Source organism: Streptomyces sp. NPDC050997 (genome assembly GCF_040660135.1).
Classification (GTDB): Bacteria; Actinomycetota; Actinomycetes; order Streptomycetales; family Streptomycetaceae; genus Streptomyces.
Map to the genome: position 1 here is coordinate 1 of NZ_JBFAGK010000008.1, position 12769 is coordinate 12769.

The 12769-nt window shown below is 69.6% G+C and carries 10 protein-coding genes and 1 rRNA gene; 3 read left to right on the forward strand and 8 right to left on the reverse strand.

The window, feature by feature from the left end; all coding sequences use genetic code 11:
- Nucleotides 1-85 (reverse strand): 16S ribosomal RNA (locus AB0H86_RS19600); the annotation flags it as partial.
- A gap of 570 nt (nucleotides 86-655) precedes the next feature.
- Nucleotides 656-1663 (reverse strand): stage II sporulation protein M, encoded by a 1008-nt coding sequence (locus AB0H86_RS19605; protein WP_362439768.1) that lies wholly within the window; start codon nucleotides 1661-1663, stop codon nucleotides 656-658.
- Between the two features lie 131 nt (nucleotides 1664-1794).
- Here AB0H86_RS19605 and AB0H86_RS19610 point away from each other — a divergent pair, with 131 nt between their 5' ends.
- A complete protein-coding gene (locus tag AB0H86_RS19610) occupies nucleotides 1795-2799 on the forward strand; it encodes an RDD family protein (RefSeq protein ID WP_362439771.1) in 1005 nt (334 codons plus the stop codon).
- Nucleotides 2800-2902: 103 nt separating this feature from the next.
- On the opposite strand, the gene AB0H86_RS19615 is transcribed toward AB0H86_RS19610, so the two are convergent.
- Both AB0H86_RS19615 and ahcY read right to left on the reverse strand, forming a co-directional pair.
- Complete coding sequence (locus AB0H86_RS19615; protein WP_362439774.1) at nucleotides 2903-3517, reverse strand: hypothetical protein; 615 nt, start codon at nucleotides 3515-3517, stop codon at nucleotides 2903-2905.
- 213 nt (nucleotides 3518-3730) lie between these two features.
- Nucleotides 3731-5185, reverse strand: a complete 1455-nt coding sequence (ahcY, locus tag AB0H86_RS19620) for an adenosylhomocysteinase (protein WP_362439777.1) — start codon at nucleotides 5183-5185, stop codon at nucleotides 3731-3733.
- A gap of 522 nt (nucleotides 5186-5707) precedes the next feature.
- Here ahcY and AB0H86_RS19625 point away from each other — a divergent pair.
- Entirely contained in the window at nucleotides 5708-7855 is a 2148-nt protein-coding gene (locus AB0H86_RS19625) for a PTS fructose transporter subunit IIABC (protein WP_362439780.1), read from the forward strand.
- A gap of 154 nt (nucleotides 7856-8009) precedes the next feature.
- Complete coding sequence (gene lepB / locus AB0H86_RS19630) at nucleotides 8010-8681, forward strand: signal peptidase I (protein WP_362439783.1); 672 nt, start codon at nucleotides 8010-8012, stop codon at nucleotides 8679-8681.
- 82 nt (nucleotides 8682-8763) lie between these two features.
- On the opposite strand, the gene AB0H86_RS19635 is transcribed toward lepB, so the two are convergent.
- From AB0H86_RS19635 to AB0H86_RS19650, 4 genes are all read right to left on the reverse strand, one after another.
- Nucleotides 8764-9744 (reverse strand): cation diffusion facilitator family transporter, encoded by a 981-nt coding sequence (locus AB0H86_RS19635; RefSeq protein ID WP_362439786.1) that lies wholly within the window; start codon nucleotides 9742-9744, stop codon nucleotides 8764-8766.
- Between the two features lie 140 nt (nucleotides 9745-9884).
- Nucleotides 9885-11036: a mannose-6-phosphate isomerase, class I gene (manA, locus tag AB0H86_RS19640; protein ID WP_362439789.1), complete on the reverse strand. Its 1152-nt coding sequence runs from the start codon at nucleotides 11034-11036 to the stop codon at nucleotides 9885-9887.
- Nucleotides 11037-11169: 133 nt separating this feature from the next.
- Nucleotides 11170-12303, reverse strand: a complete 1134-nt coding sequence (locus tag AB0H86_RS19645; RefSeq protein WP_362439792.1) for an SIS domain-containing protein — start codon at nucleotides 12301-12303, stop codon at nucleotides 11170-11172.
- A 64-nt stretch (nucleotides 12304-12367) separates the two neighbouring features.
- On the reverse strand, nucleotides 12368-12538 hold the full coding sequence (locus AB0H86_RS19650; RefSeq protein WP_362439795.1) for a Trm112 family protein: 171 nt from the start codon (nucleotides 12536-12538) through the stop codon (nucleotides 12368-12370).
- Nucleotides 12539-12769: the final 231 nt, after the last annotated feature.

Genomic DNA, 12769 nt, shown 5'->3' on the forward strand with positions numbered 1-12769 from the left:
CCACCGAAGTGGTTCATCGTTCGACTTGCATGTGTTAAGCACGCCGCCAGCGTTCGTCCTGAGCCAGGATCAAACTCTCCGTGAATGTTTTCCCGTAATCGGGACGACACCACGAGAGCGGAACAGTCAGGCGGAATAAGCCCGACGTTCACAACGTCCTCGCTGTGTTTTTCTTCAAAGGAACCTCGTCCCGACCATGACGGCCGGAGACGGGGTATCAACATATCTGGCGTTGACTTTTGGCACGCTGTTGAGTTCTCAAGGAACGGACGCTTCCTTTGTACTCACCCGAGAGACTCTCTCGCGGCTTTCCTCCGGGCGCTTCCCTTCGGTCTTGCGTTTCCGACTCTATCAGATCTTTTTCTCGATCCGATTTCCTCGGCGCTTTCCAGGTTCCCGCTTCCGCGTTTCCCTTTCCGGCAGTCCCAACATTATCAGAAATTTTGGGCCGGATTGACCGGGCATCCATTTCCGATTCATCGGGAGGGTGGCTTCTGTGAAATCGAACTTCTTGAAGCCGACAGACACTCACTGTCACCGAGCCGGTTCAACCGAGCTCCAGGCAACTGTTCGAATCTACCTCCCCGCACGATCCGTGTCAACGGCTCCTGTGGGGCGAAGGAGACAGTAGCAGCTCAGCCGAGGCATCCGCACATCAGGCGGCCGTCGGGACGGTGGCGCTGCGTTCGGCTGCCTCGACGTCGCCCGTGGCGCCGGCTCGGGCCGCTCGTCCGCCCAGGACATAGACGTAGGCGAGGAAGGCCAGTTCCGCGACGATGCCGATGCTGATGCGGGCCCAGGTGGGCAGACCGGACGGAGTGACAAAGCCTTCGATGGCGCCGGAGACGAAGAGGACCAGCGCGAGTCCGATCGCCATTCCCACGGCGGCTCGGCCTTCCTCCGCCAGGGCCGAGCGTCGGGAGCGCGGGCCTGGGTCGATCACGGTCCAGCCCAGGCGCAGTCCTGTGCCGGCGGCCACGAAGACCGCGGTCAGTTCGAGCAGGCCGTGCGGGAGGATGAGGCCCAGGAAGGTGTCGAGGCGGCCGGCCGACGACATCAGGCCGATGCCGACACCGAGGTTGAGCATGTTCTGGAAGAGGATCCAGAGCACCGGCAGACCGAGGAAGACGCCCAGGACCAGGCACATGGCGGCGGCTTGGGCGTTGTTCGTCCAGACCTGGGCGGCGAAGGAGGCCGCGGGGTGGCTGGAGTAGTACGTCTCGTACTCTCCGCCGGGGCGGGTGAGTTCGCGCAGTTCGCTCGGGGCCGCGATGGTGCCCTGGACTTCGGGATGAGTGCCGATCCACCAGCCCAGGAGAGCCGCGACGACCGTGGACAGGAGCGCGGTGGGTACCCACCAGTGGCGGGACCTGTAGACGGCGGCGGGGAAACCGTGGGTGAGGAAGCGGGTGACGTCGCGCCAGGAGGCACGTCGAGTGCCCGTCACGGCACTACGCGCGCGTGCCACCAGTTGACTGAGCCGGCCCGTCAGTTGTGGGTCCGGGGCGCTGGACTGGATCAGCGAGAGGTGGGTGGCGGTGCGTTGGTAGAGAGCGACGAGTTCGTCGGCCTCGGCTCCGGTGAGACGGCGCTGGCGTCGGAGCAAGGCGTCCAGGCGGTCCCATTCCGTGCGGTGTGCGGTGACGAAGACGTCGAGGTCCATCGGTTTGTCCGCTCCTCCGTTGGTCGTCGGCGGTTCGTCATGGATGTCAGCTTGTCCTACTGCGGCGCGATGCGCCCTCAGCTTGGCAGACTGGCTGTTCACAGGGCAGGTCAGGGGAAGGGCGGGCGGGCGTGAGTGAGCTGGTGACGGGCGAGGCGGTGGCGCTTGAGTTGCGTCCTGCGAGGCTGCCCAGCAGGGCGTTGGGCGTCCTGATCGATCTGGTGGTGGCAGTCACCCTCTACATCGTCGTGACGATCGCTGTGGTGGCTTCCACCTCCTCTCTGGACGAGGCGGCGCAGATCGCGTTGTCGATCGCCGCGTTCCTCCTGGTGCTGGTGGGTGGACCGATCGCGGTCGAGACGCTCAGCCATGGGCGTTCGCTCGGGAAGCTGGCGTGCGGACTGCGCGTGGTGCGGGACGACGGCGGGCCGATCCGGTTCCGGCACGCGCTGGTGCGGGGGGCGATCGGCACGGTGGAGATCCTGATGACGTTCGGGGTCGTCGCCTGCATCGCTTCGCTGGTGTCGGCACGCGGGCGGCGACTCGGTGACGTGTTCGCGGGGACTCTGGTCGTACGGGAACGGGTGCCGACCTCGCAGGTGGGCTTCGTGCCGCCGCCACCTCCGTGGTTGTCCGGCCGTTTCTCGGCACTTGATCTGTCGGCGGTCCCTGACGGCTTGTGGCTTGCGATCCGCCAGTACCTGACGCGGATGCAGCAATTGGATCCGCAGGTCGGTTGGGCGATGGCGGAACGGCTCGCCTCCGACCTCGCGGCTCACACGGGGGCTCCGGCTCCGCAGGGCGTTCCGCCGGCCGCGTATCTGGCGGCGGTGGTGCAGGAACGTCAGGCCCGGGAGGTTCGCCGGAACTACGCCGCAGGTGCGGCCTCGGCCGCGGGAGCCGCGGCGGGTACCGGCACGGGCCTCGGTGCAGACAGCGGTACGGGCCCGGGCACGCCGTTGATCGATGCCGGGGCCCCGCATCGTGCGCCGGGAGCTTACGGGCCCCCGCCGGGCCCGATCTCGGTCACTCCACGGCCCTCCACGCCTGCCACCGGGGCACAGGCTGTGGTTCCCCACGAGGGTTCGGATCAGCCCGACCGCCGTCCCGGCACAGGGTTCGCGCCTCCCGCGTAGGTCTGCGGGCATCGGAGGCGGACGGTCTGCACGAGGGGTGGCCTGCCCACCCTGTCCCGGGCCTCGGACGCGCTCCTCCTCGCGCAGGCCCACTCCGCCTTATTCAGGGGAATTGGGACGGTGGCGAGTCGAGGTCTTCCAGTTCGATGCCGGGAGCCGCGAGCACGACGTCGCCGGCGATGTGCACGGTGTGCTGTTCACCGGTGTCCAGCGCTGTGACCTGGTATTCCTCCACGGTCAGAGGGCCGTTGTCAGTGGCGTGTGCTTCGATCTTCAGCAAGGCCCAGGACTGGTCCACGGTGCGCGGGGCAAGGACCGGGTCGGTGAAGGCGACGAGGCGTACGCGGGTGGCCGAGCTGGAAGGGGTGAGGCGCAGGAGACGAGTGGTGGCGATGAGGAATGCCGGAGACGTGCCGGTGAAGGCGTGGGCGCGCACGCTGCCTTCCGTGGCATGGGTTCCGGTGGGGTCCGTGCGGACCCAGGTGACGCCGTCGAGGGCGGCGCCGCGGACCTGCCAGCTCGCGGCGTGCAGTTCGAGGCGGATGGGGCGGCCGAGTTCGTCGAGGGTGAGGTCGACGGAGCCGCTGTGGTCGCCCGAGGGGGTGGTCAGTTGGGAGACGTAGCGCCAGCCGGACGGGCCGGGGGCGCAGCGGAAGTGCTCTTCGGCGAGAGGGGTGTGATCGTGCGGATCATGGAGCGAATAACGGCCGCGGGGCATCGGGGTCCTGGGGCTTGACGGGCTGGTCCGGGTACAGCGGCCAAAGGGGCAGGCCCCCGGCACGGGGGTGCGGGGGCCTGCCTCGGAGGCACTGCTGGCGATGAGCGAGTCAGCGCACCGACGCGCTCATCACGGCTACGGCCCGGACACTGCGGCTGAGTCGCTCAGCGGGGGTACGGGGCGCTGAGCCACTCAGCGGCGGCTGGGGTCCGGTCAGTAGCGGTAGTGGTCCGACTTGAACGGGCCGTCGACCTCGACACCGATGTACGAGGCCTGCTCGGGGCGGAGCTTGGTGAGCTTGACTCCGAGCGCGTCCAGGTGGAGACGGGCGACCTTCTCGTCGAGGTGCTTGGGCAGCACGTAGACGTCGGTCGGGTACTCGTCGGGCTTGGTGAACAGCTCGATCTGGGCCAGGGTCTGGTCCGCGAAGGAGTTGGACATCACGAACGACGGGTGGCCGGTGGCGTTGCCCAGGTTCAGCAGGCGGCCCTCCGACAGCACGATCAGCACCTTGCCGTCGGTGAACTTCCAGGTGTGGACCTGCGGCTTGACCTCGTCCTTGACGATGCCCGGGATCTTCGCGAGGCCGGCCATGTCGATCTCGTTGTCGAAGTGGCCGATGTTGCCGACGATCGCCTGGTGCTTCATCTTGGCCATGTCGGCGGCCATGATGATGTCCTTGTTGCCGGTCGTGGTGATGAAAATGTCGGCCTTGTCGACGACGTCGTCGAGGGTCGCCACCTGGTAGCCGTCCATCGCCGCCTGGAGCGCGCAGATCGGGTCGATCTCGGTGATGATCACGCGGGCGCCCTGTCCGCGCAGGGACTCCGCGCAGCCCTTGCCCACGTCGCCGTAGCCGAAGACGACCGCGGTCTTGCCGCCGATGAGGACGTCGGTGGCGCGGTTGATGCCGTCGATCAGGGAGTGGCGGCAGCCGTACTTGTTGTCGAACTTCGACTTGGTGACGGCGTCGTTGACGTTGATCGCCGGGAACAGGAGGACGCCGTCGCGCTGCATCTCGTACAGGCGGTGGACGCCGGTCGTGGTCTCCTCGGTCACGCCGCGGATCTCCGAGGCGAGCTGGGTCCACTTCTGCGAGCCGTCCGTGATGGTGCGGTGCAGGAGTTCGAGGACGACGCGGTGCTCGTCGGACTCGGCGGTGTCGACGTCCGGGACCTTGCCGTCCTTCTCGTACTCGACGCCCTTGTGGACGAGGAGGGTGGCGTCACCGCCGTCGTCCAGGATCATGTTCGGGCCGCCGGTGGGGGTGTTCGGCCAGGTCAGGGCCTGCTCCGTGCACCACCAGTACTCCTCCAGGGTCTCGCCCTTCCAGGCGAAGACCGGGATGCCCTGCGGGTTGTCGGGCGTGCCGTTCGGGCCGACGGCGATGGCGGCGGCCGCGTGGTCCTGGGTGGAGAAGATGTTGCAGGAGGCCCAGCGGACCTCAGCGCCCAGAGCGGTCAGGGTCTCGATGAGGACCGCGGTCTGGACGGTCATGTGCAGGGAGCCGGTGACGCGGGCGCCGGCCAGGGGCTGCGTCTCGGCGTACTCCCTGCGGATCGACATCAGACCGGGCATCTCGTGCTCGGCGAGGGTGATCTCCTTGCGGCCGAACTCGGCCAGGGAGAGGTCGGCGACCTTGAAGTCCTGGGTGTCGACAGTCGTCATTACGTGCTGCTCCTCGGGGTTGGGGCGAGGTGGGTACGGCTGTTCTGCGCGGCGGTGGACACAGGAGTGCCCGAAAGAGGACACAGGAATGCCAGCGTGCGCGCAGCGCAGTCCGTCGGAGGCCCTCTCTCCCTCGGTCGGTCCGCGGTGGGACCGCCCGACCGCCATCAGCAGCGACGTCTGGCTCCCACCCAAGCTACACCGGTGGACCCGGCGGCCCCCAGTCCGCATGCGAATGCGAACACGTCGCGCCATCACGGCTTGGGGTTGGGGCTTGTGCCCGGCTGCCGCCGGACTCATGCCGGGTGCGGAGAGTGGGCCTGCTCACGGGTGAGAACAGGACATGCGCGAGCGGGGCGTGGAGGAGCTCGAAGTAAGGGCAGAGCGGGACCCGCAGGGGCATTTCGATCTTTGGGGCTGCGGGCGGGTCTGCGGCAGGATGCCGGAGGATCGGAACAACTGATCGATCTTGCGGGGCGCTCGGGACAGCGTTCCGTTTGACGAAGGCGTTAGGAGATCGACGTGACAAGTCCGGCCGGCCCTCCCCCCACGGGCCGCGGCAACACCGAACAGAAGCCCCTGAGGCTGCTGGCGGTGACCGCGTGCCCGACCGGCATCGCCCACACGTACATGGCGGCCGAGAAGCTCGCGCAGGCCGCCGCGAGCCGCGGTATCGAGATGAAGGTGGAGACGCAGGGATCCATCGGGGCCGAAAACGTCTTCGATGACAACGATGTCAGCAGTGCGGACGGGGTCATCGTCGCTGCGGACAAGGACGTGGACCTCAGCCGTTTCGTCGGCAAGCGAGTCCTGACCGTCGGGGTGGCCGAAGGTATCCGGCACCCCGAACGGCTGATCGAGCTAGTGCGGTCGGCGCCCGTGCACGCGCCGGGCGGGACCACGGCGCCCACGGCGGCCCCCGGTGGCGGCAAAGAGCGCGGTGTCGCGTACAAGGCGCTGATGAACGGGGTCAGTTACATGATCCCGTTCGTGGTGGTCGGCGGGCTGCTGATCGCCATCTCACTGTCGCTCGGCGGGCACACCGACCCGTCCGGCGGGCTGGTCATCCCGAAGGACTCCTTCTGGATGGACGTGAACAACATAGGTGTCATCGGCTTCACGCTGATGGTGCCGATCCTGTCCGGATACATCGCCTACGCCATCGGGGACCGGCCCGCGCTGGTGCCGGGCATGATCGGCGGCTGGATCGCCAACACGGGGTCGCTGTACGACTCGAAGGCGGGCGCCGGGTTCATCGGGGCGATCGTGACCGGGTTCCTGGCCGGGTATCTGGTGCTGTGGATCAAGAAGGTCAGGGTTCCGAAGTTCGCGCGGCCGATCATGCCGATCATCGTGATCCCGATCGTGGCGACCACGGCGCTCGGGCTGTTCTTCGTCTATGTGATCGGGAAGCCGATCTCCTGGGTGTTCGAGCACCTGACCGACTGGCTCAGCGGGATGACGGGCACCAGCGCGATTCTGCTGGGCGCGATTCTCGGGCTGATGATCGCGTTCGACATGGGCGGCCCGGTCAACAAGACGGCGTTCCTCTTCGGTGCCGGGCTGATCGCGACCGGCAACCAGACGGTCATGGGCATGTGCGCCGCGGCCATCCCGGTCATGCCGCTGGGGCAGGGGCTGGCCACGCTGATACGCAAGCGGCTGTACACCGAACAGGAGCGGGAGACGGGTCTGGCCTCGCTGTTCATGGGCTGTTTCGGCATCTCCGAGGGTGCGATCCCGTTCGCGGCGGCACGGCCGGCGCAGGTCATCCCGGCGAACATGCTCGGCGGCGCGGTGGCCGGTGCGGTCGCCGGGGTCGCCGGGGTCGAGGACGCGGTGCCGCACGGCGGACCGATCGTGGCGGTACTGGGCGCGGTGAACGGCGTACCGATGTTCTTCGTGGCGGTGGTGATCGGCACGGTGGTCACCGCGTTGACGACGGTCGCGCTGGTGGACATCGGTGAGCGTCGGCGAGGGCTTGCCTCGGCCCCCGCTGCCGAGCCCGTGCTGGTCGGCGCGGGCGCGGGCCTGGGGGCAGGCGTGGGTGCGCCGAGCGGCCCCGAAGCGGGCACACCCGCTGCCTCGGCTGTCCCAGCTCCGGATACGTCGTCGGGCGAAGGTACTCCGGACGCCGACGCCGACGTACCGCATCAGAGCGGACCCAAGTCCGGGGCGGCTGCCGCGTCCGGTGGGAGCGATGGTGTCGGTGCCGAGGTCCTCTCCGGCTATCTCAGCGAGCGGACCGTGAAGGTTGAGCTCGACGCGCGGGACAAGGAGTCCGCCATTCGGGAGATGGCGGAACTGCTGGCGCGGACCGGCAAGGTCGTCGATGCGGACGAGCTCGTGGCGACCGCGCTGCGACGGGAAGCGCAGGGAACGACCGGGCTCGGTGAGGAGATCGCGATTCCGCATGCCAAGACGGACGCGGTGAGCGCGCCCGTGGTCGGCTTCGCACGTTCCGCCGAGGGTGTCGAGTGGGACTCCCTGGACGGCACGAAGGCCAAGTTGGTGTTCATGATCGCCGTACCGGAGGCGGCCGCCGGCGATGAGCATCTGCGGATTCTTGCGCTGTTGTCACGGAAGTTGATGGATCCCGGGTTCCGGGACCGGCTGTCGGCGGCCGTGGACGAGGCGGCGGTTCTCGACGTGCTGAGCGAGATCCGTTAGCCGAGCGATCCGTTGGCCGAGGACTCCGTTGGCCGACCGATCCGTTGGCCGGTGGGCCCGCGTCCGAGTGCCGGGGAAGCGGGCCCGCACAGCCAGTTCACAGGCTGCCGATACTCTCTGCGCCGCGGGAGTTGCGTGTGGGGAGGGAGCGGCGATGGGCAAGGCGCGGAAACTGGGGATCGCGGCGGGGGTCCTGGGACCGCCGGGGTTGCTGCTGCTGATCGGGACGGCGGTGGGTCTGTGGACGGGCTTCCACGGCAGCACCGTGTCGAGCGACAGGATGTCGCCGACGTACACGGAGGGGCGGCAGCTCGTTTACGAGCGTGTCGACGGGACGGAGGTGCGCCGCGGTGACGTGGTGCTCTACACCGCGCCCGAGCGGTATCACTTCGACGGCGCGGTCATGCAGCGTGTCATAGGCGTGGGCGGCGATCACATCGTGTGCTGCACGGGCGAGGAGGCGCACGAGCGGCTCACCCTCAACGGGAAGCCGCTCGACGAGCCGTACGTGTCGGAAGGCATCGCCGACGGGACGCACCAGCCGTACGACGTGAAGGTGCCGGAGGGCCGGCTGTTCCTGCTCGGGGACCACCGGACGAACTCGCTGGATTCCCGGTTCTTCGCCGACGACCACGGTGGGACGGTGCCGGTCGGGTCGGTGCTCGGCCGGGTGACGGACGACCACACCGTGCCGGTGCTGCTCGGCCTGGGCGCGTTGGTCGGGCTCCTGGTCGGGCTCACCGGGCTCGGCCTGGGGATCGCCGCCCTGGCTGTGCGGCAGCGGAAGCCGGTTCCCGCGCGTCCGCCCTGGATGGCGCAGGTGTGACGACGGCCGACGGGGCCCTCCGACCACTCGGCGGGCCCCGTCGCCGTACGGGAGATCAGTGCCGGCATCGCCGTGCGGCAGATCAGTGCCCGGTCGGGTGCTGTGCGGGTCCCCCGGGTGTGGCCTCGCGGTCGGCGCCCTTGGCGGCTTCGGCCTCGCTGAAGATGTCGGGTTCGAGGTAGATCACGCGGGCGATCGGGACGGCCTCGCGGATACGGGCCTCGGCGGCGTTGATGGCGGAGGCGACCTCGGCGGCGGTGTCGTCGTGCTGGACGGCGATCTTGGCGGCGACCAACAGCTCCTCGGGGCCCAGGTGGAGCGTGCGCATGTGGATGATGCCGGTGACCGTGGCGCCGTCGACGATCGCCGCCTCGATCTTTCGGACCTCCTCGACGCCCGCGGACTCACCGAGCAGCAGGGACTTGGTCTCGGCGGCCAGGACGAGGGCGATCAGGATGAGCAGGATGCCGATGCAGAGGGTGCCGATACCGTCCCAGACGCCGTCACCGGTGAGCAGGGCCAGGCCGACACCGCCGAGCGCGAGGACCAGGCCGACGAGCGCGCCGAGGTCCTCCAGGAGGACGACCGGGAGTTCGGGGGCCTTGGCACGGCGCACGAACTCCTTCCAGGAGAGGGTGCCCCGCAGCGGGTTGGACTCCTTGATGGCCGTCCGGAAGGAGAACGACTCGGCGATGATCGCGAAGATCAGGACGCCCACCGGCCAGTACCAGTGCTCGATCTCGTGCGGGTGCTTGATCTTCTCGTAGCCCTCGTAGACGGCGAACATGCCGCCGACCGAGAAGAGGACGATGGAGACGAGGAAGGCGTAGATGTAGCGCTCGCGGCCGTAGCCGAAGGGGTGCTGCGGGGTGGCCTCGCGCTGGGACTTCTTGCCGCCGAGCAGGAGCAGGAACTGGTTGCCGGAGTCGGCGAGCGAGTGCACGCCCTCGGCGAGCATCGACGACGAACCGCTGAACGCGAACGCCACGAATTTCGATGCCGCGATCGCGAGGTTGGCGCCGAGTGCCGCCACGATCGCCTTGGTACCGCCTGACGCGCTCATGTGTTCGCGTTGTCCCTTCACCTTCGTACGCGGTCGCCCAAGGAAGGTCTCCAAGGACCCGGGCCTTTGCCGGTCCTTTGCCGGTGGGCCATTCTTGCAGCCCCGTGCGGCACAGACGCGTCAGGTATCCACAGAGCCGGTCAGACAATCACAGTGGCCCGGAAAAGCGTGCCCGCCCCGGACACCTCGGCCTTCTCGCCCGCCGGCACGAACACGGACTGCCCGGCCGTCAGCTCGAACTCGCCCGCGCGTACCGACCCGGCCGCGCAGAGCAGGATCTGCGCGGCCGCGCGGGTGAGGTCGTGGACGGCGGCGCCCTCGGGCAGGACGTACCGGGAGAGCCGGAACTCGTCGATCGGGGTCTCGTAGACCTCCTCGCCGTCGGGTGAGGCCTCGGGGCGCAGCACGCCGGGGTCGCTCGGCTCGAAGCGGACGATGCGCAGGAGTTCGGGCACGTCGACGTGCTTGGGGGTCAGGCCGCAGCGCAGGACGTTGTCGGAGTTCGCCATGATCTCGACGCCGAGGCCGTTCAGGTACGCGTGCGGGATGCCGGCGCCGAGGAACAGGGCCTCGCCGGGCTGGAGTCGGACGTGGTTGAGGAGCATCGCGGCGATGACGCCGGGGTCGCCCGGGTAGTGGTGGGCGATGTCCGCGTAGGGGGCGTAGGCGCCACCGATGCGGCTGCAGGCGGACGTGGCCGCGGTGACCGTGCGGGCCATCTCGTCCGGGTCGGCCGTGAGGATCGCCGTAAGGACCTCGCGCAGGGCCGCGTCCTCGGGGCGGGCGTGCAGCAGGTCCACGTAGGGCTTGAGGGCGTCGATACCGAGCCCGTCGAGGAGGTCGGCTGCGTCGGCCGGGTCACGGAAGCCGCACAGGCCGTCGAACTCGGTGAGCGCGCAGATGAGTTCGGGCTTGTGGTTGGCGTCCTTGTAGTTGCGGTGCGGGGCGTCGACGGGGATGTTCCGGCGTTCCTCGTCGGCGTAACCCTCCTTCGCCTGCTCCAGGTTGGGGTGCACCTGGAGGGAGAGCGGGGCGCCGGCGGCGAGGATCTTGAGCAGGAAGGGCAGTCGCGGACCGAACTTGGCCACGGCCGGCGCGCCCAACTCCCGTTCCGGGTCGGCCTCGACGACCTCGACGAGGGTGCCGCGCTCCGTGCGGGAGGGTGCGCCCGGGTGGGCGCCCATCCACATCTCCGCCTGCGGCTCGCCGGTCGGCTCGACGCCGAGCAGTCGCGGGATCGCGGTGGCCGAACCCCAGGCGTAGGGGCGGATCGTGTTGTCGAGGCGGTCCATGGGGTTCTTCCTGCCGGTTCTGTGCGTACGACGTCCCTGTGGTGCACGGCGACGTGTGTACGACTTCTGCGTTCACGAGTTCGGTGCGTACGACGCCTCTGTGCCTACGACGGTCAAGGCGTCCTGGGCAAGATCAGGCCCTGGAAGCGAGCGCCAGGTAAACGGCGGCGAAATCCGTCATGGCGATCAGTTCCGCGAGGGTCTCCAGTTCACCACCGGATTCCGGCTCCAGTTCGCTGATCGGTGTGTCGTGGTTGAGGGCCAGGTCGCGGGCGCCGGGGGCGGCGGTGAGGCCGCCTATCGGGCGGTCGCGGAGCAGCACCACGCGCGCGTGCAGGGCGGGCGCTTCCTCCACCCGGTCGCGGAAGAAGTCGTCGGGGTCGGCGCCGGCGGCCAACGTGCCCGTGAGGAGGGCACTGTGCGCGGCGAGGGCCTCGGGCAGTTCGGCGACGACCGCGGGCGTACCGGACAACTCGGCGAGGGCGGCGGCGAAACGGCGCCCGGCGGGGCCCGCGGAGGTGCCCTCGGTCCAGATCACCGGGAGGGCGTCGGCGAGTTCGGCGGCCAGGGTCTTGGCCGGGTTGCTGTAGGTCGCGATGGCGGGCCCGCAGCGCTCGGCGACGCGGTCGAGGCGGTCGGCGACCTTGGCGAGGGCGTCCGGCCCGGCGGTGAGCAGACCGGCGCGGTCGAGGATCGCGAGCAGTGGCGTGAGCAGCGCCCACAGGACACCGGGGGCGGACGCGGCGAGGGGTCCGTCCTGCTGCTCGTCGTACGGGGCGGTCGCCAGCGGTACGAAGAGGCCGTGGGCGCCGTTCACCGCTTCGGTGAGCGGGGTGCCGGCCGGGGCCACCGCGACGACCGTGCAGCCCCGCCGGTAGGCCGCCTCGGCGAGCAGCGACAGGCCCGGTTCGGTGCCGTCGGGGGTGGCGATCAGGAGCAGGTCCACGGAGCCGGCCCAGCCGGGCAGTTCCCAGCGCAGGGCGCCCGCGGCGGGGGCGACGCCGGTCGGGGCCAGGCGGACGACCGGGCTGCCGGGGCCCGCGAGTGTGCCGAGGAGATCGGCGACGCAGGTGGCGGCGGCGCCGGGGCCCGCGATGAGGACGGCGCGGGGGCGGCCGTCCGGTTTGAGGTCGGGCACACCGGCCTCAGCCGCGTGCCGGGCGGCGGTGCGGACGCGGGCGCCGGCCTCGGCGGCGCCTCGGAGCAGGCCGCGATGGTCGGCCCCCGCGAGTGCGTCAGGGGTGTCGAGGAGCGATTCGTCGAGCATGGGCGGCAGCCTCCGGTGGCCGGGTTCGTCGGATGCGCGGGTCTCCGGGTCGCCAGGTGGTGGCTTACGCGGGGCGGCGGGCCTCGTCGACGAGGAGGACGGGGATGCCGTCACGGACGGGGTACGCCAGGCCGCAGTCCTGGCCGGTGCAGATCAGCTCGGTGTCCTGCTCCTTGAGGGGGGCGTGGCAGGCCGGGCAGGCGAGGATCTCCAGGAGGCCGGCTTCGAGCGACATGAGGTGTCCCTTCGGGGCGGGTTCGCGTGCTCTTGCGTGTGCGGATGTGCCTGGTCAGGGTACCGCCGGGAGCGCGGGGTGTGGATGCCGGAGCGGGCCGGGGTTCGTGGGCGGCCGTATGGGCTCGGCCGCCGCCGAGTCGGCCCCCTGTGCCGTGCCCGTCCCGTCGGACGGCCACCGTGCCCGTCCCGTCGGACGGGCTCGGTGGCGCTCAGCCTCGGATGATCTCCC

Bases quoted from the DNA above. Each gene is read 5' to 3' on its own strand.
- AB0H86_RS19605 (WP_362439768.1), bottom strand. From the start codon at position 1,663: ATGGACCTCGACGTCTTCGTCACCGCACACCGCACGGAATGGGACCGC.
- AB0H86_RS19615 (WP_362439774.1), bottom strand. From the start codon at position 3,517: ATGCCCCGCGGCCGTTATTCGCTCCATGATCCGCACGATCACACCCCT.
- ahcY (WP_362439777.1), bottom strand. From the start codon at position 5,185: ATGACGACTGTCGACACCCAGGACTTCAAGGTCGCCGACCTCTCCCTG.
- lepB (WP_362439783.1), top strand. From the start codon at position 8,010: ATGGGCAAGGCGCGGAAACTGGGGATCGCGGCGGGGGTCCTGGGACCG.
- AB0H86_RS19635 (WP_362439786.1), bottom strand. From the start codon at position 9,744: ATGAGCGCGTCAGGCGGTACCAAGGCGATCGTGGCGGCACTCGGCGCC.
- manA (WP_362439789.1), bottom strand. From the start codon at position 11,036: ATGGACCGCCTCGACAACACGATCCGCCCCTACGCCTGGGGTTCGGCC.
- AB0H86_RS19645 (WP_362439792.1), bottom strand. From the start codon at position 12,303: ATGCTCGACGAATCGCTCCTCGACACCCCTGACGCACTCGCGGGGGCC.
- AB0H86_RS19650 (WP_362439795.1), bottom strand. From the start codon at position 12,538: ATGTCGCTCGAAGCCGGCCTCCTGGAGATCCTCGCCTGCCCGGCCTGC.